The sequence below is a fragment of the Flagellimonas eckloniae genome, assembly GCF_001413955.1.
Classification (GTDB): Bacteria; Bacteroidota; Bacteroidia; order Flavobacteriales; family Flavobacteriaceae; genus Flagellimonas; species Flagellimonas eckloniae.
In genome coordinates this window covers 790,720-814,358 of record NZ_LCTZ01000002.1, presented here as the reverse complement: position 1 = coordinate 814,358, position 23,639 = coordinate 790,720, and the positions used below count along the sequence as shown (strand labels likewise).

Annotated in this window: 27 protein-coding genes; 8 read left to right on the top strand and 19 right to left on the bottom strand. The window is 36.9% G+C overall.

Going from position 1 to position 23,639, the window contains the following annotated elements:
- Positions 1–100 precede the first annotated feature (100 nt).
- Complete coding sequence (locus AAY42_RS03565; RefSeq protein WP_055392626.1) at positions 101–676, top strand: Crp/Fnr family transcriptional regulator; 576 nt, start codon at positions 101–103, stop codon at positions 674–676.
- Here AAY42_RS03565 and AAY42_RS03560 read toward each other — a convergent pair.
- From AAY42_RS03560 to AAY42_RS03535, 6 genes are all read right to left on the bottom strand, one after another.
- Positions 673–1,434, bottom strand: a complete 762-nt coding sequence (locus AAY42_RS03560) for a LytR/AlgR family response regulator transcription factor (RefSeq protein ID WP_055392625.1) — start codon at positions 1,432–1,434, stop codon at positions 673–675. The two genes, AAY42_RS03565 and AAY42_RS03560, sit on opposite strands and share 4 nt — an antisense overlap.
- Positions 1,431–2,450 (bottom strand): histidine kinase, encoded by a 1,020-nt coding sequence (locus AAY42_RS03555; RefSeq protein WP_055392624.1) that lies wholly within the window; start codon positions 2,448–2,450, stop codon positions 1,431–1,433. Before AAY42_RS03555 ends, AAY42_RS03560 begins: the two co-directional genes overlap by 4 nt.
- Entirely contained in the window at positions 2,447–3,445 is a 999-nt protein-coding gene (locus AAY42_RS03550; protein ID WP_175288717.1) for a sensor histidine kinase, read from the bottom strand. Before AAY42_RS03550 ends, AAY42_RS03555 begins: the two co-directional genes overlap by 4 nt.
- Positions 3,446–3,548: 103 nt before the next feature.
- Positions 3,549–4,997 carry a hypothetical protein gene (locus AAY42_RS03545; protein ID WP_139063634.1) on the bottom strand — a complete coding sequence of 483 codons (1,449 nt, stop codon included), beginning with the start codon at positions 4,995–4,997 and terminating at the stop codon, positions 3,549–3,551.
- A gap of 140 nt (positions 4,998–5,137) precedes the next feature.
- Positions 5,138–6,055 carry an EamA family transporter gene (locus AAY42_RS03540; RefSeq protein ID WP_055392621.1) on the bottom strand — a complete coding sequence of 306 codons (918 nt, stop codon included), beginning with the start codon at positions 6,053–6,055 and terminating at the stop codon, positions 5,138–5,140.
- Between the two features lie 114 nt (positions 6,056–6,169).
- Positions 6,170–6,499 carry a hypothetical protein gene (locus AAY42_RS03535; protein ID WP_055392620.1) on the bottom strand — a complete coding sequence of 110 codons (330 nt, stop codon included), beginning with the start codon at positions 6,497–6,499 and terminating at the stop codon, positions 6,170–6,172.
- A gap of 111 nt (positions 6,500–6,610) precedes the next feature.
- Here AAY42_RS03535 and AAY42_RS03530 point away from each other — a divergent pair, with 111 nt between their 5' ends.
- Entirely contained in the window at positions 6,611–7,126 is a 516-nt protein-coding gene (locus AAY42_RS03530; RefSeq protein ID WP_055392619.1) for a YceI family protein, read from the top strand.
- Here the strand turns inward: AAY42_RS03530 and AAY42_RS03525 are convergent.
- The 11 genes from AAY42_RS03525 to AAY42_RS03475 form a co-directional block, all read right to left on the bottom strand.
- On the bottom strand, positions 7,123–7,551 hold the full coding sequence (locus tag AAY42_RS03525) for a hypothetical protein (protein WP_055392618.1): 429 nt from the start codon (positions 7,549–7,551) through the stop codon (positions 7,123–7,125). The two genes, AAY42_RS03530 and AAY42_RS03525, sit on opposite strands and share 4 nt — an antisense overlap.
- A complete protein-coding gene (locus AAY42_RS03520; RefSeq protein WP_055392617.1) occupies positions 7,548–7,796 on the bottom strand; it encodes a phosphopantetheine-binding protein in 249 nt (82 codons plus the stop codon). The genes AAY42_RS03525 and AAY42_RS03520 overlap by 4 nt, the downstream gene beginning before the upstream one ends.
- Positions 7,797–7,812: 16 nt before the next feature.
- The gene (locus AAY42_RS03515) at positions 7,813–9,090 is read right to left on the bottom strand and encodes a beta-ketoacyl-[acyl-carrier-protein] synthase family protein (protein WP_055392616.1); all 1,278 of its coding nucleotides are present in this window, start codon (positions 9,088–9,090) and stop codon (positions 7,813–7,815) included.
- Entirely contained in the window at positions 9,080–9,571 is a 492-nt protein-coding gene (locus tag AAY42_RS03510) for a 3-hydroxyacyl-ACP dehydratase FabZ family protein (protein WP_245625584.1), read from the bottom strand. Before AAY42_RS03510 ends, AAY42_RS03515 begins: the two co-directional genes overlap by 11 nt.
- Positions 9,549–10,328, bottom strand: coding sequence for an SDR family oxidoreductase (locus AAY42_RS03505; protein WP_055392615.1), 780 nt, complete (start codon positions 10,326–10,328; stop codon positions 9,549–9,551). The genes AAY42_RS03510 and AAY42_RS03505 overlap by 23 nt, the downstream gene beginning before the upstream one ends.
- A gap of 15 nt (positions 10,329–10,343) precedes the next feature.
- Positions 10,344–11,399: a type III polyketide synthase gene (locus AAY42_RS03500; protein ID WP_055392614.1), complete on the bottom strand. Its 1,056-nt coding sequence runs from the start codon at positions 11,397–11,399 to the stop codon at positions 10,344–10,346.
- Entirely contained in the window at positions 11,399–12,112 is a 714-nt protein-coding gene (locus AAY42_RS03495) for a methyltransferase domain-containing protein (protein ID WP_055392613.1), read from the bottom strand. Before AAY42_RS03495 ends, AAY42_RS03500 begins: the two co-directional genes overlap by 1 nt.
- The gene (locus AAY42_RS03490; protein ID WP_055397704.1) at positions 12,112–13,239 is read right to left on the bottom strand and encodes an NAD(P)/FAD-dependent oxidoreductase; all 1,128 of its coding nucleotides are present in this window, start codon (positions 13,237–13,239) and stop codon (positions 12,112–12,114) included. The genes AAY42_RS03495 and AAY42_RS03490 overlap by 1 nt, the downstream gene beginning before the upstream one ends.
- A gap of 77 nt (positions 13,240–13,316) precedes the next feature.
- Positions 13,317–14,009, bottom strand: a complete 693-nt coding sequence (locus AAY42_RS03485; protein ID WP_055392612.1) for a YiaD family glycine zipper/OmpA-like lipoprotein — start codon at positions 14,007–14,009, stop codon at positions 13,317–13,319.
- A gap of 4 nt (positions 14,010–14,013) precedes the next feature.
- Positions 14,014–14,475, bottom strand: coding sequence for a lipocalin family protein (locus tag AAY42_RS03480; protein ID WP_245625583.1), 462 nt, complete (start codon positions 14,473–14,475; stop codon positions 14,014–14,016).
- Between the two features lie 112 nt (positions 14,476–14,587).
- Positions 14,588–16,564: an alpha-ketoacid dehydrogenase subunit alpha/beta gene (locus AAY42_RS03475; RefSeq protein WP_055392610.1), complete on the bottom strand. Its 1,977-nt coding sequence runs from the start codon at positions 16,562–16,564 to the stop codon at positions 14,588–14,590.
- Between the two features lie 113 nt (positions 16,565–16,677).
- Here AAY42_RS03475 and AAY42_RS03470 point away from each other — a divergent pair, with 113 nt between their 5' ends.
- From AAY42_RS03470 to AAY42_RS03450, 5 genes are all read left to right on the top strand, one after another.
- A complete protein-coding gene (locus AAY42_RS03470) occupies positions 16,678–17,628 on the top strand; it encodes an isopenicillin N synthase family dioxygenase (RefSeq protein WP_055392609.1) in 951 nt (316 codons plus the stop codon).
- Position 17,629: 1 nt separating this feature from the next.
- Entirely contained in the window at positions 17,630–17,956 is a 327-nt protein-coding gene (locus AAY42_RS03465) for a translation initiation factor (protein ID WP_055392608.1), read from the top strand.
- 140 nt (positions 17,957–18,096) lie between these two features.
- Complete coding sequence (locus AAY42_RS03460) at positions 18,097–19,029, top strand: DUF1835 domain-containing protein (protein WP_055392607.1); 933 nt, start codon at positions 18,097–18,099, stop codon at positions 19,027–19,029.
- Position 19,030: 1 nt separating this feature from the next.
- Entirely contained in the window at positions 19,031–19,900 is an 870-nt protein-coding gene (locus tag AAY42_RS03455) for a nucleoside phosphorylase (protein WP_055392606.1), read from the top strand.
- 82 nt (positions 19,901–19,982) lie between these two features.
- Positions 19,983–20,828 (top strand): substrate-binding domain-containing protein, encoded by an 846-nt coding sequence (locus AAY42_RS03450; RefSeq protein WP_055392605.1) that lies wholly within the window; start codon positions 19,983–19,985, stop codon positions 20,826–20,828.
- Positions 20,829–20,833: 5 nt separating this feature from the next.
- Here AAY42_RS03450 and AAY42_RS03445 read toward each other — a convergent pair whose 3' ends face one another.
- Together AAY42_RS03445 and AAY42_RS03440 are read right to left on the bottom strand one after the other, a co-directional pair.
- A complete protein-coding gene (locus AAY42_RS03445; RefSeq protein ID WP_175288716.1) occupies positions 20,834–21,238 on the bottom strand; it encodes a response regulator in 405 nt (134 codons plus the stop codon).
- Between the two features lie 83 nt (positions 21,239–21,321).
- Positions 21,322–21,987, bottom strand: a complete 666-nt coding sequence (locus AAY42_RS03440; RefSeq protein ID WP_055392603.1) for a uracil-DNA glycosylase — start codon at positions 21,985–21,987, stop codon at positions 21,322–21,324.
- Positions 21,988–22,060: 73 nt separating this feature from the next.
- On the opposite strand from AAY42_RS03440, the gene AAY42_RS03435 reads away from it, so the two are divergent.
- Positions 22,061–23,563, top strand: a complete 1,503-nt coding sequence (locus tag AAY42_RS03435) for a YfcC family protein (protein WP_055392602.1) — start codon at positions 22,061–22,063, stop codon at positions 23,561–23,563.
- The last annotated feature ends 76 nt before the right edge of the window (positions 23,564–23,639 follow it).

The following is a 23,639-nucleotide window of genomic DNA, read 5'->3' as shown; positions in this document are numbered from 1 at the left end:
GATTTCTTTTATTGATATCCCAATTGGTATTCCATAACTTTAGGGGCAAAGAAATTGCATCTCCGCAGTACTAAAAAGGACATTTGTCCCATTCATAAAAATGATTAGATCTAACTTAGAATTAGCCGCTTATATACAAATACTGTATAAGAAAGGAGCTTATGATATTAGAGAAGAACAGTTTAATGCCAAACATAAAATAATTGAACAGGACAGAAGGTATAATAGGGTCTACGTTATTATTGAGGGAATTTCAAAATGTTATATTTCTGATGAAAATGGAAAGGAATTTATCCAAGAATTTTTGGGTGAGGGAATGGAATTTGGAGAATTGGAGGTATTTAGTAAAAAACATACTATATGCTCCATCGAAACCATAACTCCTTTAAAAACCCTTTCCATTTCACACTCTGGGTTTAATGAACTTTTAGAAAAAGACAGTCTTTTTAATCAATTGGTCATGAAGGCCCTTGCAGATAAAATTAGATATAAGGCTCCGAGACACTCTTACCAGCACTCCTACCCTATTGAAGATAACTTGCTACGGTTAAAAAAAATATTTCCAGAATTTACCTCTGTGATATCCAAAAAAGATATTGCCAATTATATTGGGTTTACAGTAAGAAGTCTAAACAGGGCTTTAAAAGATCTAAAAGAAAAAAACAACCAGATTTAAGCCAATCCTTCAAACCATTTTTTAAAATCGGCCACTTTTTCCCTGCTTATGATAACTTCCTTGTCCAATTTTGAGCTCAATGCCAATTTTAATCTTCGGTTGGCATAAACCGTAACATCTGTAATTGCATTTAGATGAACAATAAATGTTCTGTTTACCCTAAAAAAGTGTTTTGGGTCCAACAGTTCTTCCAAAGCTTCCAATTTATACTCAATGATATACTTCTTGCCTATATCTGTTACTAAATAAACATCTCTTCCTTCGGCAAAAAAGGCATTTATGGTAGTGCTTGGAACAGAATGGATGTGATTGCCCATCCGCACTAAAAACCTATCCTTAAAGACTTTTTCCTGTATTTTTTGAATCAACGGAACCAATTCTACCGGATTTGAAAACTGCGCCTTCAATGATTTTAGTTTCTGAAGTGCTCTGGACAAGTCCGTGAACATAATCGGTTTCATTAAATAGTCAATACTGTTCACCTTAAAGGCATCAATGGCAAACTCATCAAAAGCAGTTGTGAAAATAACAGGTTTTTGTACTGAAGTCTTTGTGAAAATTTCAAAACTAAGCCCATCTATCAATTGAATGTCCATAAAAAACAAATCCACTTTTTGTTGATGCTCCTCTATCCACGGTATGGCGGTTTCTAAAGATGGCAATGTGGCCAACACTTCAATTTCTTCACTATATTTTAAAAGATAGCGCTGTAACTTTTCCGCTGCCAATGGTTCGTCTTCTATAATGGCAATTTTCATGCTAGGGTCAGTTTTGGTAAATGGATGGTTTTAAAGTCTTCTTCATGAAGTATTTGTATAGGCTGTGAAGCATAATAACTAAACTCTTTCGATAAAAATTTTAAATCATTGATATTTAAATTCTTATTTATCTTTTCTTCATGTATATATTTAAATATAATTTCATTTTCAGATTCTTTAATATCAACAACCAATGACTTGTTTTTAGAAGGTATTGTGGTTCGCATTATAAGCTCAAGAAGTTGCAACATACTTCCAGGTACCGTGAGCGTATTTCCAAGCTCTACTTTTCCTAAACTTACTTTCCTATAAGGTAATTCTGAAAGTAATTGTATCAACTCTTCAAGGATTTCAACTTCTTCTTTAACAGGGACAAGCTCATCCTTTTTCCTTGATAAAAAATATCTGTAAACCAACGCAAAGCGATCTGTAACCAATTCTGCTTTATCTGGGTCCTCTTTCATAATGGCCAATATGGCTTCAAGGCTCTCAAAAAGCAACATTGGATTAATATCTCTCTTGAACTCTACAAAATCTTCTTCTATTTCTTGTCTGGCCCACTCTTCTTTCTCCAGCTTTTCAGTATTTATCTTAAATAAAAATTGATGGCTTACGTATAACAATATGTAAATCAAAGCAATAACAGAGAAAATACTATTGAAAATTAATAGCTCCCTGCTATTAAGTGAATACAAAAGTACTTTTGTGAAGTAAACGTGCATTGCCAAGGATACCAAAACGATATTGATCATAAGTGTGCTTACGATCTGCAGCGCTATCCTATACACAAAGGAAGAAGGTCTTGCAATGCGCTTAAATATTACAATGGAGAAACGGACATATTCCTGAATTAGATAAGCAAGTCCGATACACACATATAGCTCTTGTCCAAAAAAGTTTTCATTAAGGTCAGCAACGGAATTATTGATCAGTAAAATGAGAAGATATACCAAGGTTCCACTAAACAGAGGACTCAATAGCCTAAAAAACGGTTTATGGATAAAAAGTTTTTTCATGCAAGTAAGGGTAATATTACCGTGAAAATGTCATCATCAATTACCTGAACCTTTTTGTACCCAAGAAGTTCATACCTGGAAATAATATTTTTGAGGCCTATTTTCAAAGATTTAACTTCCGGACGTTTTACCGTCTTATTATTGCTTATTTCCAGAAACCCATTCTTAGCTTTAATTTCCACTTTTAATTGGTTTTCTTCATTGATAATGTTGTGCTTAACTGCATTTTCAACTAACATTTGAAGGGTCAATGGGGGTATTTTACTTTTCAATTCTTTATCTGATAATTGTAGATCTAAGGACAAATAATCTCCAAAACGCGTTTTTACCATAAAACAATAAGAATCCACAAAAGCCAATTCATCTTTAATGGATACCAAAACATCTTTGTACGTAGTAAGTGTATATTGATATGACCTTGCCAACGAACGTATAAACACGTCGGCCTTTTTTACATCCTTTTGAAACAAAGAGGATAAGGTATTAAGGCTATTAAAAAGAAAATGTGGACTGAGTTGGGATTTCAATGCTTTTAATTGAAGTTCCGTTTGCTTTCGTTCAAAACGTACTTGCAAGACTTGACCCCTTGTATACTGCTGGTAGGAGTAGAATGCAAAATAAATGACATTGTATATTAAAACGGTGCAGAACAGTAAGATCCCTATTTCCAACAACACATTAACCCCTTCCTTGGAAAAAAACACATACTCCGGTCTAATAAATTCGTAGCTCTTAAGAGCCAATAAAACAAACCCAAAGCCAATAAATAAGTGCACCATTATTCCCGATAAAAGTCTGAACCCTGTTTGCTTTTTCCAGCCTATGGTTTTGTTCAAAAACAAATTGGAATAATGAAAAGCGTAGCTGATAGTGATTCCAAGTACCCCGTTCAGCAAAAGTTCTGATACGTTTGGTTTTACATTGAAATTGTGAAAACTGTAGAACAAAATGCCTACAATGAAGCCAAGAAGACACAAAAAAAGGTTCCTTCCCATGGTTGGTCTATCTATAAAATAGTTTGCTATTCGCTCCATACTACCAAAATACTCATTATTCCGCTATACAGTTGGAGTCGTCGGTAGTTGGAATTTGGATTGGTTATCGAATTGCGTTTAATGCCCTTCTAAAATGAGAGTCCGATGAAATGCTTCTGCAAACCGAGTTATAGGAATCCCCAACAGTACCTCCTTTTTCCTTGACAATTCTAGAGAATGCTAATAAAGCATCAGCCTTATGGTAATCAGAACTAATATCTTTAATACTCAGCAAAATTTTGGAAAGTTGCATGTCAGAATAACTATTTCTTGCCAACTGTTTATAAACATCCGCTTTATGGTTATCAGAACCCATATGATCCAAAACATCTATTAAAATTTCAATGTTTTCATTGGATAATTCTTTTTTTACAGCAGACTTTAGAATACTGGTTTTGTGACTATCGGAACTGATTTGCCCCGTTTGCTTAAGGGCATGGGAAAACGAAGATGGATCTAGGTCCTCTCGAAGCAATTTGGAAAGCACTGTGGAAATATGGTAGTCAGAACTCATTCCATCCAAGGAGCTTAACAAAGCATGAAAACTGCTTGGTGCTACCCCTTCAGTGTCTAGGGCCGCCCTCAGAACCTCTGCCCTATGGTGGTCGGAATCAATATCCTTAGCACTGGATATCAATAGTTTTAGATTACTGGAGTTTAATGACCTTGATTTCAAGACCGTTAATAAAACACTTGATTTATGATGATCCGAATCAATATTTCTTGCTATCATAAAAAGTGAGTTCATTTGATTATCTGTTATCCTGCCATCCTTTATTGATTTTTTGAGTACCTCTGCCATATGATGATCTGAATCTATTTCAGAAGCTGCTTCAATATAAGCGGCAGCACTTGCCTCCGTTTTTAAGAATTTAGAGGTGTTATTTTTTAAAATATCGGCTTTGTGATGGTCAGAATCAATATCATCACCAATTACATTGAGAATGGATATGTAATCTGCATTTTTAAGGTCTTTTTGAAGCAGCAACTTTATGTATTTGGCTTTAACATGGTCACCGCCTATATAATCTATTTCTTTGAGCACACCGTATGCACCAGTTTTTCTATAAATCCTATTTACCCGCTGTTCAGAACCAAGGGTAGTTGAGCGGACCACTTCCAAAAGAATTTCAGCCATCCATTTTCTTCCCTCAGAATCAAAACTTCTTTCAGAACTGCCTACATAGTATTTTTTGATAAGCTTTCCAGAGCTATTTGGTTCAATAAAAATCTTCCTGCGATTTCCAAAGGCAGATTTTTTTATTTCCATATAACCTCCGGGAGAGATGGAAACAACATCACTGTCATCATCCGAAAGTTTAATTTCACCTCTGTATTCAACATGAAAACTATTTCCAAAACCATTGTTAACCGAAATTGTGGTTTTTCCTTTGTTGCTGATGCTTATTGAAGTGCTCTTTTTTTGCCCTTGTAACGAGTCGCTCCCAAACAATAAAATAAAAAGAAGAAGCTTTAGAAGAAGGGCTGCGAGGATTTTTGACAATTGATTCATGATTGTTCGTTTTTTGATTGATGATTTGTTTTGATTGATGCAGCAAAGATGTGCCACAATCCCTTTCTTAAAAAATGAAATGTAGTGAATTGGACAAGAAATGTATTGAACTGTACAAAAACCAAAAAACAGCAAGGTTGCTATCTTTTAAACCTTTCAAAAATGGCCAAGGTCTTTTTTGTATTTATAAAATAGACCCCTGTTAACAGAACAGTGGCAGCAATGACGGATTGCGTGGTAATCTGTTCGTTTAAAAAATACCACCCTAGAATCAATGCGACTATGGGATTTACATAAGTGGAAGTAGCTACTTTTTCCGGAGAAACGGATTTCAGTAGGTAATTAAAGGAAGTAAAGGCCAAGATACTTCCAAAAATAACCAGTAAAATCATTACAATTTGCACTTTTCCTGTCCATACTAATGGAGATGACCAATTTTCCCCAAATCCCAAGCTCATGATAGCAAGCATAATCCCTCCGGTAAACATCTGGTATCCGGTGTTTACAAAGTAATTTGTTGGTAGGTCTGCTTTTGAAACAAAGAGGCTTCCGTATCCCCAACTAAGCATACAGAAAAATATCATCACCATTCCCAAAACGGTGCCTTCCTTGGTGATAATCTGTTTTTGGCTAACTAGAAGATAAATCCCTATTACCCCAAGAACAACACCAATAACGGACATGGGCTGTATTCGTTTTCCCTGTAATATTCGCATCAACAACAAAATAATCAATGGTTGTGCAGAAATTTCCAGTGCAGCAAACCCTGAATCAACATACTTAAGAGCCCAAACAACAACGCCATTGCCAAAGCTTAAGAACAAAAAACCGGCGATTATCGTATTCCAAAGCTGTTTTTTTGTGATGGATATTTTTATCCCTAAAAGTCTGGCTAAAATAAAAATCAAAAGACCTGCTGTGGTAAACCGAAAAGATGCCAACATAAAAGGCGGAAGTTCCAGGACAGCAATCTTATTTAATAAGTACGTAGACCCCCAGATTACATAAATAGCAAAAAAAGCCAAGACCACCAGTGCAGAATTTGAGGATTTTCCCATTGTAGAATTTGGTAATTACACTACAATATTACACATGTTTATAGGAGTAAAAAATATATTTTGGATAAGTTTTGAAATGAAATTATTTTCGCCTTTTTCAGGAATTACCTAAGCCTATGAATACTGATTCATATCCAGGAGATATTGAGCCATTTGCATTTCCAATTGCTTAAATTTTTGAAGGTGAAGTTGAACATCACTATTCAGATGTTTAGCCTCTACATGCTCTCTTTTTAATTCAGCCACAATATGTTTTTGTTCCTTAAAAAAAGTTTGGAAGTTTTGTTTTAAATCATATAGCTTTTCAAAACAAGAGTAATTATTAGGTTCACAGGTATATGAACTAAGTTGTTTAAAAAGCCTTTGAATAGTATTACCGTTTCGTTCCATGCGAATTAGTAATTCTTGGATATGAACCTTACCGTTTTCGGTTACGTTATTCATGACTTTCTACTTATGGATGTTGTTATATTAAATCCACAATAATATACTAATTATCTTACAATTTTCATTGTTAATTAACTAATATTTATACCTTAGGGCAAAGTATTTATCATGAAAACTGTATTGGTATCCTTTTTTCTATTCATTGGACTTTCAGTTCCTAATCTCAATGGTCAATCCCAGAAACTAGGTAATGCAGAAATATCGTTTGAATTTGTTTCCACTGGGGTAAAGGGAACCATGGCGGGTTTTAAGACCGAATCCAAAGTTGATTTGGATAACTTGGAAAATTCTTTTTTTAAAGGTTCGGTTGCCTCAGAAACCATCGACACCAACAATGGATTACGCAACTGGTCTTTGCGGAGTGGAAAATATTTTGATGTTGATGATTACCCATCAATTTCATTTGAAAGCAATCATCTTGTTTTTGAAGGTAGTGACTTGATAGTAAAGGGCAACCTTTCAATTAAGGAAACTACTAAACCAATTACAGTGAAATTTATCAGAAAGGGAAGTCAACTTGTTGGAACAACAAGCCTATATTCCATTGATTACGGAATCAAAATCAAGAAAAAAAGAGAAGACAATCTTGTAAAGGTTAAAATGATATTTGATATAATTCCCTAGTTCTTCCCAAACAACATTTTATAAATTTTACCCACTCCCCAATTGCCCAATGGAAAGTATAGGGCAAAAAACAAAGCCATTCCCAAACTAAAATTACGCACATTAAAGAATTGATCTAAAATGTTATTGGGATAGGCATAGGAAGTCCCCAGGGCATAACCACCAAACTCTAAAAGCCCCATAGCTACCAATCCATACGCGTACTGTGCATGAAACGGCAACCCTCTAAGTGCCAATGAAATGGGAACCATATAAAGAATATAACAGCTAATAACCTGCCACCAAAAGGTAAATTTGGCAATTTCAACCTGGGCTCCAAACCAGTTCATACCAAGGCCCCACAAAAAATAAACAAGACAGTATATCACTAACAAACGCCTGTCTACCTTTATCTTTTGGATAACAAAGTTCAAGAACTCCTTCATTTATCGGCTATTTTTGTGTCTATGATTTTTAATGCGTCTGCTACAGTTAGCATTCCGTCCATATCCTCATTCTCCAACATAATGTCAAAAGCATCTTCAACATCCAGAACAATATCCACCAAATTTGCAGAGTTAATGTTCAGTTCCTGTGTAAAGTTGCTTTCCAATTGTATATCATCTGCAGAAACATCATCCGGCAGGTAGATTTGAACTATTTCCTTTAATTTTTGATATCGTTCTTGCATTTTCAATATTAAGAATTTAATCTTGACCAAAAGCTTTAAAAATGACACAAGCATTTACATCCCCAAAACCGAAACTTGCTTTTGCAATAATTCTGGGAGCAAAATTGATTGTAGCTTGAGGAATTCTAGACGTGTCTATAATTTTACTTATTTCTGGGTGCACATCCTCACAATTTACGTTTCCAAAAACTTGATTCTCCTTGAATTGAAGTAATGTACCAACACATTCAATACTTCCGGCAGCAGCCAAACAATGTCCGAACATTCCCTTGAAAGAATTTATATAGGGAAAATCCATTCCAGATCGCCCAAGCGCATTACACCAGTTTTGTATCTCCATTGGGTCTTTTGTGGTGGCTGTCAGATGCCCATTTACTACATCTATTTCATCCGCATTAACACCAGCATCTTTAATTGCGGCCTGAATGCAACGAACCACCGCGTCATTATTTGGTGCCGTCATCGTTCCCCCTCCACGTTGTCCACCACTATTAATAGCACCACCGACAATTTCTCCGTAAATGGCCGCACCACGACGTTTTGCACTTTCTAATGACTCCAACACCAAGGCTCCTGCCCCACTTCCCGGGACAAATCCTGAAGCAGTCTCACTTAGTGGCCTGCTTGCTTTGGTTGGGTTATCATTAAAACTTCTTGGAAGTATACGCATAGCATCAAAGCCTCCCCAAACATAGGGACCACTATCACTGCAACTCCCCACCAGCATTCTTGATGCCTTTTTAGATTTAATACGCTCATACCCCATTAATATGGCTTCTGTTCCCGTTGTACAAGCTGATGAATTGGTGGTGACTTGATTTCCACAACCCAGCATACCCCCGAGATAAGCACTGATGCCACTAGCCATGGTTTGGACTACCGAGGTACTGCCCAATCGTCTCACATTACCTTCATCAACTTGATATATGGCCTCTCTAAACTTATCCACTCCAAGAATTCCCGTGCCAAAAATCACGCCACTGTCCCAATCTGGGCTTTCTGAACCCAAAGGTGACAAACCTGCATTTTCCCAAGCATCCTTACCCGCGATTACGCCGTAAAACATCCCACTTGCATTCAATCCCCTTAATTGAACATTAGTGAAGTAATTATTTAGATTAATGTTATTAATATTCGGTTTTCCAGCTATTTGACATCCAAATTTTAATTTTTCAAGTTCTGAATGAAAACGTATTCCACAGCTTCCTTGTTTTAAGGATGAGGTAAACTCTGGAATACCAGTCCCATTTGGGGCGCAAACCCCTAAACCTGTAACCACTACCCTATTTTCCATCCGAAGTTTGTTTAAACATTCCAGCTAAAACGCCTTTGCAAACCAATTTCTTTTCAGAATTAAAAAGCTTAACGTTACATTTCAACTTATTAAATCGAAAATATTTTTTTTCAGAGACCACTTTCACGGTTTCACCAGGAGATACCGGTAAATAAAACTCCATTTCCGAGCTACTCATTGCTATTTGGAGTGTGTTTTCATTTATGTCAGAAGTTTTAGTTCTTCCCTTTAAAAGATAAATCCCGAGACATACCAAGCCAATTTGAGCGCAGCACTCGGTTAATAGTACACCTGGTGTTATGGGATAATCTTTAAAATGACCTTGATAAAAATGAGAAGTCTTTTTAAATGTATATCTCCCCTCCACACCATTTTCATCAACAAAGTCGATTTCATCCACAAAAAGGAACGGTTCACTGTATGGTAATTGCGAAAGTATTTCTTTTGAAGTCATAATCTTATTGCAAGCTTTCTCCTCCATCAACTTTTAGCACAGTTCCTGTAATCCATTTTGCTTCTTCACGTGTTAACAGATAAACCACGTTAGCAACATCTTCGGGTGTTGTAAGTCTATTGTTGGGGCTTCGTTTTAAAGCTTCTTTTTTAAGAATATCGCTATTGGGAATCATCTGCAGTGACCTAGTGTCCGTAACACCGGCCTGAATACAATTGGCTTTTATGCCAACTTGTGCAAACTCCAAGGCGATATTCCGTGTTATCGCCTCCAATGCGGCCTTAGCGGCGGAGACCGCCGCGTAATTTTTCCAGGCCTTTGAGTTACCCTCACTGGTAAACGCAATTACTCGTGCATCTTCTGCAAACAATTTCTCTTCAACCAAGGTATCTACCCAATCATAAAGACTTATTGCCATCGCATCAATGGTCAAATGAAAATCTTGATTGCTGAGTATTTTATCACTTTCACCTTGCATTGGCTTTAAGTTTCCTTTAGCAATGCTATGAACCAACACTCTTATCTTATCAATCCCAATCAATTCTTTAACTTCTTGAATCAATTCATTACGCTTTACGGGATTAGTGGCATCTTGGTTAAAACTATGAAGTATGCTTTTTACTGCTATTTCTTCAAAGTCTTTTTGGATGGTCTCCAAATCAGATTTCCTGTCTCGGTGCACAATCAATATATGAAATCCTTCTTTTGCCAATTTCTTTGCAGTAGCGAGGCCCAATCCACTGCTACCTCCCAATATTAAAGCCCATTCAGGTCGATTTTCCATTTCTTTAAAATAGTATTACCATTCCAATAGTAAACGCTGTGCGGAAAACCCAGGGCCAAAACTCAATACCATGCCCTGCTCTCCTTTTTTGATTTCTTTACTTAAAAAACGTTCCAAAACATAAAGTACGGTAACACTGCTCATATTACCATAGCTATGCAACACGTCTCTGGTATCATCAATATTCTTTCCCAATTTACCAAACAATTCTTCAACAGTCTGTACAATTTTCTTTCCTCCAGGGTGAAAAATTAAATGTTCTACTTTTTCAATATTAGAATCAAATTTCTCTAAAAAAGGGTGGACGATTTCTGGAAAATACTTCGCTATTATTTCAGGGACAGCGGGGTCTAAAATCATCTTTAAACCGGTATTTGTCAAATCAAAGCCCATTAAATGTGTGGCATTGGTGAAATGATACATTTCTTCGCCGATAATTCTAGGCCCCTGTCCTTCAGCTTCGGAGGATAGCAGCACGCATGCCGCGCCATCCCCGAATATGGCTGCACTCACCATATTGGCCATTGAAAAATCATTTAATTGAAAGGTTGCTGTGGGACTTTCTACAGCGATAATAGCCGCCCGTTTTCCCGGATTGGATTTAAGGAAGTTAGAGGCATAAATTAAACCGGAAACTCCAGCTGCGCATCCCATTTCTGTAACAGGAAGTCTAACAATATCCTGTCGTAATCCCAATGAGTTGACCAAATATGCATCCAAAGAAGGAATCATAATACCCGTACAGCTTACTGTAATAATATAATCCAACGATTCAGGCTCCCATTGAGCGCCTTTTAATGCTTTTTCAAGCACCTGCTCGCCTAGAACTTTTACTTCCCTGGCATAAATGGCATTTTTCTCTTCAAAGGAGGTCGCGGTAAAGACCTCATCAATATCCATAATCCCATAACGGCAATCCACACCGGCCCCTTCAAATATTTTGACCACTTTTCTTCTAAAACGACTGTCTTGACCCGAAAGCCAACCATCAATAAAAGGGATTATATCCGAGGTTTTTCTGCTATACTTTGGTAACTGTTTTGACACCTCTACTATGTGAACTGCATTCATTAATTAGTCTGTCGATTAAATTTCATTACCCATACATACCGAAATGCCCATTTCCATTTAATTTCATGCATAACACTTGGTATTTTTTTTGATAAAGCGATAAGTTCATGCTTCCGAAAACCTTTACTTATGGACACTAACCCATCGTATTTTGCCAAATCGGTCTTTATGAAGAAAAAACCAAATACTTGAAAAAGGGAATATGCCAACCTGCTACGTTGAAGGTCATTTATTACCACCCCAACCTTGGCCAAGCTTACAAACTTGTTTAAAAAAGCGTCTATACGCTCCTCTTCAAAATGATGCATGGTCAATGTGTTGATCAAGATATCGCATGAAAGAGAAGAATCAGCCTTTAGAATGTCAACTTTCATGAACTCTATATTAGAAAAATCCAATGATTTTTGGCTTGCAATGTGTAAAACATCATCTCTTAAGTCTATTCCTGTCATACTGTGCGAAACGCCTTTTTCACTGAGAAAAGTAGAAAGTTTCCGAAGCATGGTTCCATCTCCACAGCCCATATCTAAAATCGTATACGATTTTTTAATGTCCAATTTAACCAGATTCCAAACCGCATTTATTGTAATTGACTCTCCTCCCAGCAACCTATTGCATCTATTAATGTCTGCATAGGCATCACTTAGTGTGTCAAATCCCATATCTGGATTGTCCATGAGTTCCAGTTCTCTACTTCTTACTGAAAAATCCATTAACTCAAAATTGGGTTTCCATGCGTATTCCTAATCAAACTACGGAGCATCAATTTAGAATTTGCCACGGTATTCATTCCAAAATTAAACCAATTGGTATGCATCATAAGGGTTTGTAATTGCCTACCCATCCATAATCTGTTTTTAAAATTCTTTTCCCAAAGGGCTTGATACTCTTTTTCCATATCTTCTCGGGTGAAATTAGCTTTTTCCAAAAAAATCACCACTTGATCGGCTGCTAATTTCGCACTATGTATTGCCATTGCCATTCCGTTACCACAAAGAGGGTGAATTAAACCTGCCGTGTCGCCACACATCAAAACATGGTTTTCAATTGCTTTCTTTCTTTCAAAAGAAATCTGTGCAATGCTTAAAGGTTTTTCAAATTTTGATTTTGCGTTTGATAGGAAATCCTTCAATATTGGATTTTGCGAAGCAATCTTTTTATAAAATGAAGCAATATCACCTTCTGTTTTAAAATCATCGTAACGAACCAAGCAACAGAAATTTATGCTTCCATCCTCTATTTTGGAAAGCCCACCATAACCCCCTGGGAAATTATGAAGTCCTACAACGTTTGATGGGTGCCCCGTATTTTCATAATGGGATTTTATTCCCAACCAGGGAGATTTCTGTTGGATAAAATTTCGTTTCAGCTTTACATCAAGATTGGAACGCTTGCCAAATGCCCCTAAAACAACTTTACAGGTTATTTTTTGTTTCGTGGATAGCATTACCGAAAAATTATCCTGTACATACTGCACCTCCGTTACGGTATCAAAAAGAAAAACAACTCCCCTTTTCTTTGCTAGAATGTAAAGTTGATTATCCAAGGTATAGCGACTAATACCAAAACCGCCCAATGGCAAATTCACCTGAACTAATTTACCTGCTTGTGTGCTGAGTTGAAATGTGTCGATTTTTGGCAACTGAAAGTCATTAAATGCTATACCCAAATACTCTAAATATGGTAACACCTCATTGGATACATATTCACCACATACTTTATGATTTGGATATAGGTTCTTTTCAATGACCAATACCTCTTTTCCTTTATTCGCCAAATCCAAAGCAGCTGTTAATCCTGCCAGACCACCTCCAATAATAAGTACTTCGGGACTATTCACTTTATGAAGATAACCCTTTAAAAACAAAAAAACCGATGCAATTGCATCGGTTTTCCAAAGAAATGTTCTGTTTATTTTTAGTTTGTTTTTTCGTAAGCCTCTTGTTTAAGCTCTTCACTTGCAACAATAGCCAATTCAACACGTCTATTTTTCGCTTTGCCCTCAGCAGTTTCATTACTTTCACGAGGTTGGGTTTCTCCATACCATTTGGTGGTGAACCTTCCGCTAGAAATCCCTTTGGAAACCAAATAACTGGTTACAGATTCAGCTCTTTGCTGTGAAAGGCTCCAATTGTACTCTTCGCTACCTGCGCTATCGGTATGACCTTCAACCAAGACATTTGAATTCGGGTATTCCTTAAATATTCCAGCTAATTTATCCAGTGTGGAAGCGGAAGTTCCCTTAACGTCAGACCTGTTGGTGTCAAAGTAAACACCCGCATCTTCATTGAAAGTAACGTTGATTCCTTCACCTACCCTTGTAACCTCTGCTCCTGGAATCTCTTCTTCAATACGTTCTGCCTGTTTATCCATTCTATTCCCGATATATCCTCCAGCCGCGCCGCCAACAACCGCTCCGATAATTGCTCCAAGAGCTGTATTTCCGTTCTTTCCTACATTATTGCCTATTATACCTCCAATAACAGCACCTCCAGCAGCCCCTATTGCAGCGCCTTTCTGTGTTTTGTTGGCATTTTGAACTGCATTACAGCTCACTATCAGACTTAATGCCAGAACAATCGTAGTACTTTTAAATATTATATTTTTCATCTAGTTATTTTTTTGTGAATTCATAAACTATTGTAACAAGTTCTCCGTCGACTGTTACATTGGATTTAAGTGTCATTGCCTGCTCATTTATCGCAGCAATGGTTAAGCGGTATCCAAAACCTCCTGAGATATCCTTGCGTTTCTCATCAATAAATTTAAACTGTAATTGACTGCTGTAGTTTTGAGATGGTTCTACCACAGACCATCTAAAGAAACGATCTCCACCCTGACAAAGGGTACTTGAAGAAATTGTGTATCTCCCAGTACTGTTATTATCCCTGAAGAACCAATCGCTCCCTTCAAAACAAATATCTTCTGCATCATTAAAAATTACGGACTTGAAATTACCTGTATTGTTTTCATAAGAAACATTGTTCAAACTCCAAGTGCCACTAAGAAGATTTCGCTGGGCCTTGGCATTTTTGGAAACCGAGCATGACATCATCATAAACGATGATAATGCCACAAATAAAAATGTTTGTTTTACCATAAGAAATTTAGGTTATAAGTTTAAGTATATACGATTGAGACACCATATTGTTCATATGGATATGTTAAATTATCCTTAAATGATACATTCAATAGGCAAAGAGTTCCAATAAACGTGTTTCAAATCTCTGCTTGGGCAGGTAATTCTCCTCGAGTCCCTTAGCAAAAGGCACTGGTGTTTCCAAACTACCAACCCTCATTACAGGTGCATCCAAGTGTTCAAAGCATTGCTCCATAACCATTGCTGAAATATCGCTGGCAATACCACCAAACAATGTATCTTCTTGTAAAATAATTAGTTTTCCTGTTTTTTTCACCGAGGTGTAAACAGTTTCTATATCGAGAGGTTGAAGTGTTTGCAAATCTATAAGATCCGCATCAATTTCTTTATGTTTTTCCAAAATTTCCAAAGCCCAATACACTCCAGCTCCATAGGTGACCACCGACAATGAATTTCCCGTGCTTACCAGACTGGCTTTTCCAAAAGGTAGGGTATAGTAGTCTACTGGCACATCTCCATAGACGCTTCTATATAATCCTTTATGCTCAAAAAACAGTACTGGGTTGGGGTCGCTTATTGCAGTGTTCAACAATCCTTTTGCATCATATGGAAAGGCAGGATAGACCACCTTGAGCCCTGGAGTCTTTGTAAACCAAGCTTCATTGGTCTGGGAATGAAACGGTCCTGCTCCAACGCCTCCCCCGCAGGGCATTCTAATAACAACGTCCGCTTTTTCACCCCATCTGTAATGTACTTTTGCCAAATAATTTACAATTGGATTAAAACCAGAGGTCGCAAAATCCGCAAACTGCATCTCCATTACAGCTTTCATCCCATTTATTGAGAGCCCCATTGCTGCGGAAACTACTGCCGATTCACAAATTGGCGTATTTCTGACCCTACTTTTTCCGAATTTGGAGGTAAATCCTTCTGTTATTTTAAAAACACCCCCATAATCCGCGATATCTTGACCTAATAGAATCAATTCATTATAACGCTCCATGGATTGTTCCAAACCCTCGGAAATCGCATCTACAAAACGAATGTTTTTTATTTTTTCTTTTGATTCAATATGTTCATAATCAAAATATTCGTATACATCATTTAATTCTTTAGTTTCAATAATGTCAATTGCGGGTTCTTCAAAGGCAAGTTTTAGATTTGAATTGATTTCTTCAGTAATTTCGCTTTTTAATCGCTCAATATCTTCTTGGGATATAAGCTTCTCTTTCAGCAAAAAAGCTTCGTAGTTTGCAATAGGGTCCTTTTTTGCCCACTTTTTCATCAATTTCTCTGGAACATATTTTGTCCCACTAGCCTCCTCATGCCCACGCATTCTAAACGTTTGAAATTCCAACAGCACAGGCCTTGGCCTTTTTCGAATGGATTTGCATAGTTCATTTACCTTTGAATAGACCTCTAAAACATTATTTCCATCAATAATCCGAGATTCCATTCCATACCCCTTGGCCCTATCGGCAAGATTCTTGCAATTGTACTGCTCATTGGTCGGGGTGGAAAGACCATAGCCATTGTTTTCGATACAAAAAATAACCGGAAGTTTCCATACAGATGCAATGTTGAGAGCTTCATGAAAATCCCCTTCACTGGTAGCCCCTTCCCCAGTAAAAACAGCCGTAACTCTCTTCTTTCTTCCGAGCATATCTGCTAGTGCAATACCATCGGCAACCCCTAATTGAGGGCCAAGATGGGATATCATACCCACAATTTTATATTCTTGTGTGCCAAAATGAAAGCTGCGATCTCTACCCTGGGTAAACCCGCTTTGTTTTCCTTGCCATTGCCCAAAAAGCCTATTAAGAGGTACTCCCCTTGAGGTAAATACACCTAAATTTCGGTGCATGGGCAGAATATATTCCTCTTGTTTCAATGCATTGGTTACTCCAACGGATATGGCCTCTTGACCTATACCACTGAACCATTTGGAGATTTTGCCTTGTCTTAACAAAACCAGCATCTTTTCTTCTATCATTCTTGGCTTAAGCATTCCTGCGTACAAGTCCAGCAACTTTTGATGATTCAGATCTCCTATGTGATATCGCATAAAGTCAAAATTCAGAGGAGATAAAAGTAATGAAAAAGCTATCCATAGGTCACTTAATTTCTGAAACGTTCCGGTTAATTCATTATTTTTGATTGGAAATTAATATTGATGTCATGAGCGCAATTCCAAGTGTAGATTTAAAGGATTTTGTTTCTGAAGATTCGAAAAGAAAAGAAAAGTTTATCAAAGAAATAGGAGCTGCGTTCGAAGATATTGGCTTCGTTGCCTTAAGAGGTCATTTTTTATCGGATGAACTTGTGGAGCAACTTTACAGTGAAATCAAAAAATTCTTCCAACTCCCACAGGAATCAAAAGATAGATACGAAATAGAAGGTATTGGCGGTCAGAGAGGCTATACTTCTTTTGGAAAAGAACATGCAAAGGGGAAAAAAGAAGGAGATCTCAAAGAATTTTGGCACTTTGGGCAATATGTTGAGGACAACCCCAGACTTGAAGCGGAATACCCTGACAATGTAATAGTCTCCGAACTCCCCAATTTTAATAAAGTAGGTGAAGAGACCTATAAAATGTTGGAAAAAACAGCCAAATATGTTCTTAGAGCCCTGGCACTTCATCTTGGATTGACAGAGACTTATTTTGATGATTGGATAAAAAACGGAAACTCCATATTAAGGCCGATTCACTACCCCCCCATTCAAGAAGAACCTAAAAATGCGGTACGAGCAGCTGCGCACGGAGACATTAACTTGATTACGCTGCTTATGGGTGCGCATGGAAAGGGATTACAAGTGAAAAATCATCAGGATCAATGGGTAGATGCAATTGCTGAATCTGACCAACTGATGATCAATGTTGGCGATATGCTTTCACGCTTAACCAATAATAAATTAAAATCAACCATACATCAAGTGGTAAACCCACCCAAAGAACTTTGGGGCACATCCCGCTATTCTATTCCATTTTTTATGCATCCGGTTAGTGAAATGCCCCTAAACTGTTTGGAAGATTGTATTGATGAAGAACACCCAAAAGGGTTTGAAGACATAACTGCCGGGGAATATTTAAATGAAAGACTCATAGAATTGGGTCTTGTAAAAAAGTAACATGGACTTACAAGATCAGCTTAAAAATCTATTTCCGGATCATGTACAGCAGGACAATGAACCGCCTAAAAAGAAATCTGACTATTGGCTACAGGATGCCCCTATTATATGCAAATATGAAAAACGAAAGGGGAAACCTGTCACCATTCTTGAAGGCTATACTGGGGCGGACAGTGATTTTAAAAAATTAGCCAAAGATTTAAAGTCCTATTTAAGTGTTGGAGGCAGTTATAAAAACAATTCGATCATTATTCAAGGTGATTATCGGGATAAAATCATGGATTTTTTAAAAGATCGTGGATTTTCTGTAAAAAGAGTAGGCGGGTAATACTTTTTCTTAAAAAGAACTCTTTTTTTTTATCCGCTGTTAAAATCAGTCTCTGGTAACCAATGTTTTACGAAAAAATTTTTGTGTTCTTAGTTTAAATCTTACATTTATCCTCCTAACCGACGAAAACAATAACGAAAATGAAATCACTGTTGCATATCACCAACGGGGACAATTTCACGTCAAGACTACAATCACTCAAACTTAAAGGAGATATTATTACATGGAGGGAAATGCTTTGTGAAGGCAAGACCCTGTGTGCAGTAGGCAGCGAATCCTTTTGGAAGACCCGGTTTGAATTTTTGAACAAAAATTATAAAGTTTCCAAATCTTGGTTTGTTGAAAAAACCTTAAAAGAGTACCGGTCTCTATGCAACCATAAGCAACAAGATCAAATTGTACTTTGGTTTGAATACGATCTTTTTTGCCAAATAAATATGTTAGCGGTCCTTAGCTGGTTAAAAACCCATAGAAGACACGCTGAAATATCATTGATCTGCAGCGGAAAAGAAGATGAAAGTGACAAATTATATGGTTTAAATGAACTAAGTGATGAAAAACTGTTGAATTTGTATGAGAATAGAACAGTTTTATCTCAAGATGATATTGAATTTGCCGATTATGTATGGCAACTATATTGTAGCGACAACCCTATTCGTTTGGAAAATCTGGTTGCACACAATAACTTTCAGTTCGAATACCTCTCAAGTGCTTTAAAGACACATCTCAAGAGATACCCAACAATTAAAAATGGGCTTAACGAATTGGAAAATCGTGTTTTAGCTACTGTAGTTGATCAAAAACCAGAATCTAGAAAAGAGCTATTGGGAAGCATTTTGTCAGATCAGGGCTATTATGGTTTTGGAGACACGCAATATGAGCGTATTATCACTTCTTTAAAACCACTATTTGGTTCTTTTAATCCAGTAAAGCTAACTAAAAAAGGTAAAGAAGTTTTAGCAAATAAGGCTAACTATTATTCGCAAATACGTGATAATCAATTATATTTAGGTGGTTCCTTAAAGTATAACTTCTTATACAATTCAACTTCGGACCGTATTTTAAAACTTTAAAATGGCATTAGGTGACTCAGAATTAATTCTGAACCCTGATGGAAGCATCTATCATCTTAATCTTTTACCTGGAGATATTGCCTCTACCATAATTACGGTGGGTGACCCAGACCGCGTCCACTCCGTAACAAAGTATTTCGATTCCATAGGAATTAGAAAGGGAAAACGGGAATTCTTAGCACATACTGGGACCTACAAAGGAAAAAAAATTACTGTTATCTCCACTGGTATAGGAACGGACAATGTTGACATTGTTTTCAATGAATTGGATGCACTTTTCAATATAGACTTTACCACCCGAAAGATAAAAGAGAATAAAACACAAATAGATTTTATACGGATTGGTACATCTGGTGCCATACAAGCTGATATTCCTGTAGATTCCTTTATATTGAGCCAATCTGCTATTGGTTTAGAAGGACTTTTACACTTTTATAATACTGGACATGTCAGAAATAGTAAATTGGAAACACAACTTAATAGCTATTTAGGCTGGGATACCCACAATATCGTTGCTTATGCAGTAGATGCTGATGAAGTGTTGAAACATAGAATTCTGTCAAATCGTATACGATTAGGCATAACAGCTACTAATTCAGGGTTTTATGGTCCACAAGGCAGGACTCTGAGATTGAGTCCAAAGATTCTGGACTTCAATAGCAAGTTAACAGCTTTTACCTATGAAAATCAGAAGATTACCAACCTAGAAATGGAGACCTCTGGCATATATGGTTTGGCCAAACTGCATGGACACCGAGCTGTTTCGCTAAATGCCATTCTTGCAAATAGGATTACAGGTGAATTTTCATCCAATGCAAATAAAACAGTCGACAGTCTTATTCAATATACTCTTGAAAAACTTAGTTCCTAAAAGATTGATCCAGCCCTAAACCAAACTCTTTTCTATATATTTAAAACGTAAGATAAATGAATAAAATTCTGAACAAAGCTGAATGAAAACTGTCAAAATAATTGGTGTCCCAGAACATTTTAATCTTCCCTGGCATCTAGCAATAGAGGAAGGTGCTTTTGAAGATCGGGGAATAAAACTACAATGGACGGATGTTCCTGAAGGGACTGGTAAAATGTGTCAGTTGTTACAGGAAAACGAAACGGATTTGGCAATTATCCTTACAGAAGGTTTGGTAAAAAGTATTTCTCAGGGAAATCCGTCTAAAATAGTACAAGAATATGTTTCCTCTCCACTACTCTGGGGAATTCATGTTGCCGCAAACAGCTCACGTACATCTATTCCCGAATTGAAAAATGATAAGGCCGCTATTAGCCGAATGGGTAGCGGAAGCCATCTAATGGCATATGTAAATGCCCAAAATCAAGGCTGGGATACAACCCAATTACAATTTGAAATCATAAACAACCTAAATGGTGCGGTTAAAAACTTAAGTTCCGGTTCCAACGCCTATTTTATGTGGGAACACTTTACAACAAAACCCTTGGTGGAACAAAGCATCTTTAAACACTTAGGAGATTGTCCTACTCCATGGCCTTGCTTTGTAATTGCAGCAACTGATTCATTCTTAACTACACATGCCGATGTACTTACCCATATTCTGGAGGTTATTAATATGTATACCATTGAATTTAAAGCAATTCCAAGTATAGATAGAACCTTGGCAAATAGATATGGGCAAAAATTGGAAGATATTCAAGATTGGCTTACCAAAACAGAGTGGGGACAAAAGCAATTGACAATCGAAACCTTGGATAAGGTTCAAGAAAGACTTCTTAGTTTAAAGCTAATTGACGGTATTAAAAAACCGCAGGAATTTATGATTTAAGTAATCTAAGAAAAATACTTCTTGATTAATACCTTAAATTTTAAATCTGAAAGAGGCTTTTGGGCAGTATCTGTAACATTTGGGTTTGCCATTGCCATAGCTGTTGTCTCCTCTGTGTCTAGTGCAGTTAGCATAATGACAACAATGTTTTTTCTTAACTCTTCATTAAGCCTTTCCTCATAGGCATCCAGAAATTCCCACCCATCCATTATTGGCATATTGGTATCTAAAATAAGTAAACAGGGGGTATGTTCTTCATTCAGAGAGGTTTCTAAAAAATCAATGGCCTCCTTGCCATTACTTGCCGTGTTGACGGTTAAATTGGTATCTACTTGTTTTACAAAAAATCTATTTAAGAAATTAGTTGTATCATCATCATCAACTAACAAAACTGATTTTGGTTTGCGCAAAATATAAGAATTTTCGTACGGGTTATGTTATATAAACGTAACAAATTTACTTGTATTTTATTAACAATTGAGTAAGAAGTAATTCACCAACTTATCAACGGTCTCCCCTTTTGGGCTAAAATTGTATTGGTTTTACTAAAATGTTGATTGCCAAACCAAAGTCCTCGGTTAGCACTCAGCGGTGAGGGATGTCCTGAAGTAAGTATATGATGTTTTGTTTTATCAATCAACACCATCTTCTTCTTGGCAAATCCTCCCCAAAGCAAAAAGACAACACCTTCCTGTTTTTCTGAAACTATTTTAATTACGGCATCCGTGAATTCCTCCCAGCCCTTCTTTTGGTGACTTCCTGCCTGATGTGCCCTCACAGTCAAGGTGGCATTTAAAAGCAGTACGCCCTGCTGCGCCCACCGTTCCAAATTGCCACTCTTGGGGTATGGTTTTTCTACATCAACTTTTATTTCCTTGAATATATTTACCAATGATGGCGGATGGGGAATACCATCTTTTACTGAAAAACAAAGTCCGTTGGCCTGATTTGGACCATGATATGGGTCTTGACCTATAACAACAACTTTTACTTCCTGAAAAGGGCAATGGTCAAAAGCGGCAAAAATATCTCCTCCTTTGGGGTAACAGGTGTGTTGTTTATACTCTTGTCTTACAAACTGTGTCAACTGTTTAAAATAGTCTTTCTCAAATTCAGGCTGTAAATGGGCTTTCCAGCTAGGGTCAATATTCACTTTCATTAAATCGTAATTAATTCTTGCGATAAATCTAAAAATAATATCTTACCATACAACTAAAAATCAAAACCAACCAATGTTCTTTTTCCAAAAAATCAAGTTTCCAACGGCACATACTATCTTGTTTATTATTGCTGCGGTTGTTGCCATTTCTACATGGATTATTCCAGCTGGCCAATACGACCGATTATCCTATGAGAGTGATATGGATACCTTTATCAGAATTTCTGATGGAAAAAGTTCAAATCTTGTAGCTACCCAACAAACGCTTGATGATTTAGGAATTCAAATTCCAATAGAAAAATTCAAAAAAGGGGCAATTTCAAAACCGATTAGTATTCCTGATACTTACAAAAAACTAAAAGGAGAACCTCAAGGTTTTATTGGTTTTATCCAAGCTCCGCTGAAGGGAATTATGCAATCTGCTGATATTATTTTATTGGTGTTGATCATAGGTGGTTTAATAAGTATTGTAAATGCTACCAAAGCATTTGAGGCAGGAATCGCTTGGCTAGCCCTTAAATTGAAAGGAAGAGAGTTTATTTTGATAATAATGGTGACCACTCTGATTGCCTTGGGAGGAACCACTTTTGGGTTGGAAGAAGAAACCATCGCCTTTTATCCAATTTTAATTCCAATTTTTTTGGCGGCCAAATATGATGCAATTGTATGTATTGCATCCATTTATATTGGCTCATCAATTGGTACTTTGGCATCTACAGTTAATCCTTTTAGCACCATAATTGCTTCTGATGCAGCGGGAATAAATTGGACTGAGGGTTTGAATAGCCGTTTGATTATGTTATTGTTAGGTCTGGCTATATGTATTTTTTATATTATCCGCTATGCGCAACGAGTAAAAAAAGACCCTGAAAAATCCCTCATATACAATCAAAAAAAGGAGATTGAGAATCTTTTCACCAGTTCATTGTCCACCACTACAAAACTCACATCAAAACTTAAATTGGTACTTTTCGTATTTGCTAGCTGTTTTCTCATTATGGTTTACGGTGTATCTCAAATGGGATGGTGGTTTTTGGAAATGACCTCGGTTTTTCTTGCGGGAGCTTTGCTTATAGGAGTTATAGCAAGATTAAATGAAAAGAAATTTGTTCAAGAATTCATGTCTGGCGCAAAAGACTTACTTAGCGTAGCTTTCATAATCGGTATTGCAAGAGGAATAACAGTCCTTATGGAAGATGGCCAAGTCAGTGACACCCTATTATTTTATGCCAGTGAGCTAACTGCGGGAATGCATAAAGGTGTATTTATTAATGTGACTTTCATTTTATATAATGGTCTTTCATTTTTCATTCCTTCTTCCTCAGGAATGGCCGTGCTAACAATGCCTATCATGTCACCCTTGGCAGATAGTGTTGGAATAGGAAGGGAAATCATGGTAAATGCTTATCAGTTTGGGGTAGGGCTTTTTAAGTTCATTAACCCAACGGGTATTATTTTGGCCTCCCTGGCCCTGGTCAATGTAGGCTACGATAAATGGTTAAAGTTTGTTTGGCCTTTGGTTGCACTTTTGGGGGTTTTAGCCATGATAATGCTAACGATTGGCGTTTATTTTTAAATAAAAATGTACAGACCAATACCGCGGAAGGCCTAAAAAAGCAACCTTTTGTAATATGGACATCTATCCAAAAAAT

What these genes read in the sequence shown, in the direction of transcription:
- AAY42_RS03565 (WP_055392626.1), top strand. Translation starts at nt 101, where the DNA reads ATGATTAGATCTAACTTAGAATTAGCCGCTTATATACAAATACTGTAT.
- AAY42_RS03560 (WP_055392625.1), bottom strand. Translation starts at nt 1,434, where the DNA reads ATGAAAATTGCCATTATAGAAGACGAACCATTGGCAGCGGAAAAGTTA.
- AAY42_RS03555 (WP_055392624.1), bottom strand. Translation starts at nt 2,450, where the DNA reads ATGAAAAAACTTTTTATCCATAAACCGTTTTTTAGGCTATTGAGTCCT.
- AAY42_RS03550 (WP_175288717.1), bottom strand. Translation starts at nt 3,445, where the DNA reads ATGGGAAGGAACCTTTTTTTGTGTCTTCTTGGCTTCATTGTAGGCATT.
- AAY42_RS03545 (WP_139063634.1), bottom strand. Translation starts at nt 4,997, where the DNA reads ATGAATCAATTGTCAAAAATCCTCGCAGCCCTTCTTCTAAAGCTTCTT.
- AAY42_RS03540 (WP_055392621.1), bottom strand. Translation starts at nt 6,055, where the DNA reads ATGGGAAAATCCTCAAATTCTGCACTGGTGGTCTTGGCTTTTTTTGCT.
- AAY42_RS03535 (WP_055392620.1), bottom strand. Translation starts at nt 6,499, where the DNA reads ATGAATAACGTAACCGAAAACGGTAAGGTTCATATCCAAGAATTACTA.
- AAY42_RS03530 (WP_055392619.1), top strand. Translation starts at nt 6,611, where the DNA reads ATGAAAACTGTATTGGTATCCTTTTTTCTATTCATTGGACTTTCAGTT.
- AAY42_RS03525 (WP_055392618.1), bottom strand. Translation starts at nt 7,551, where the DNA reads ATGAAGGAGTTCTTGAACTTTGTTATCCAAAAGATAAAGGTAGACAGG.
- AAY42_RS03520 (WP_055392617.1), bottom strand. Translation starts at nt 7,796, where the DNA reads ATGCAAGAACGATATCAAAAATTAAAGGAAATAGTTCAAATCTACCTG.
- AAY42_RS03515 (WP_055392616.1), bottom strand. Translation starts at nt 9,090, where the DNA reads ATGGAAAATAGGGTAGTGGTTACAGGTTTAGGGGTTTGCGCCCCAAAT.
- AAY42_RS03510 (WP_245625584.1), bottom strand. Translation starts at nt 9,571, where the DNA reads ATGGAGGAGAAAGCTTGCAATAAGATTATGACTTCAAAAGAAATACTT.
- AAY42_RS03505 (WP_055392615.1), bottom strand. Translation starts at nt 10,328, where the DNA reads ATGGAAAATCGACCTGAATGGGCTTTAATATTGGGAGGTAGCAGTGGA.
- AAY42_RS03500 (WP_055392614.1), bottom strand. Translation starts at nt 11,399, where the DNA reads ATGAATGCAGTTCACATAGTAGAGGTGTCAAAACAGTTACCAAAGTAT.
- AAY42_RS03495 (WP_055392613.1), bottom strand. Translation starts at nt 12,112, where the DNA reads ATGGATTTTTCAGTAAGAAGTAGAGAACTGGAACTCATGGACAATCCA.
- AAY42_RS03485 (WP_055392612.1), bottom strand. Translation starts at nt 14,009, where the DNA reads ATGAAAAATATAATATTTAAAAGTACTACGATTGTTCTGGCATTAAGT.
- AAY42_RS03475 (WP_055392610.1), bottom strand. Translation starts at nt 16,564, where the DNA reads ATGCGATATCACATAGGAGATCTGAATCATCAAAAGTTGCTGGACTTG.
- AAY42_RS03470 (WP_055392609.1), top strand. Translation starts at nt 16,678, where the DNA reads ATGAGCGCAATTCCAAGTGTAGATTTAAAGGATTTTGTTTCTGAAGAT.
- AAY42_RS03465 (WP_055392608.1), top strand. Translation starts at nt 17,630, where the DNA reads ATGGACTTACAAGATCAGCTTAAAAATCTATTTCCGGATCATGTACAG.
- AAY42_RS03460 (WP_055392607.1), top strand. Translation starts at nt 18,097, where the DNA reads ATGAAATCACTGTTGCATATCACCAACGGGGACAATTTCACGTCAAGA.
- AAY42_RS03455 (WP_055392606.1), top strand. Translation starts at nt 19,031, where the DNA reads ATGGCATTAGGTGACTCAGAATTAATTCTGAACCCTGATGGAAGCATC.
- AAY42_RS03450 (WP_055392605.1), top strand. Translation starts at nt 19,983, where the DNA reads ATGAAAACTGTCAAAATAATTGGTGTCCCAGAACATTTTAATCTTCCC.
- AAY42_RS03440 (WP_055392603.1), bottom strand. Translation starts at nt 21,987, where the DNA reads ATGAAAGTGAATATTGACCCTAGCTGGAAAGCCCATTTACAGCCTGAA.
- AAY42_RS03435 (WP_055392602.1), top strand. Translation starts at nt 22,061, where the DNA reads ATGTTCTTTTTCCAAAAAATCAAGTTTCCAACGGCACATACTATCTTG.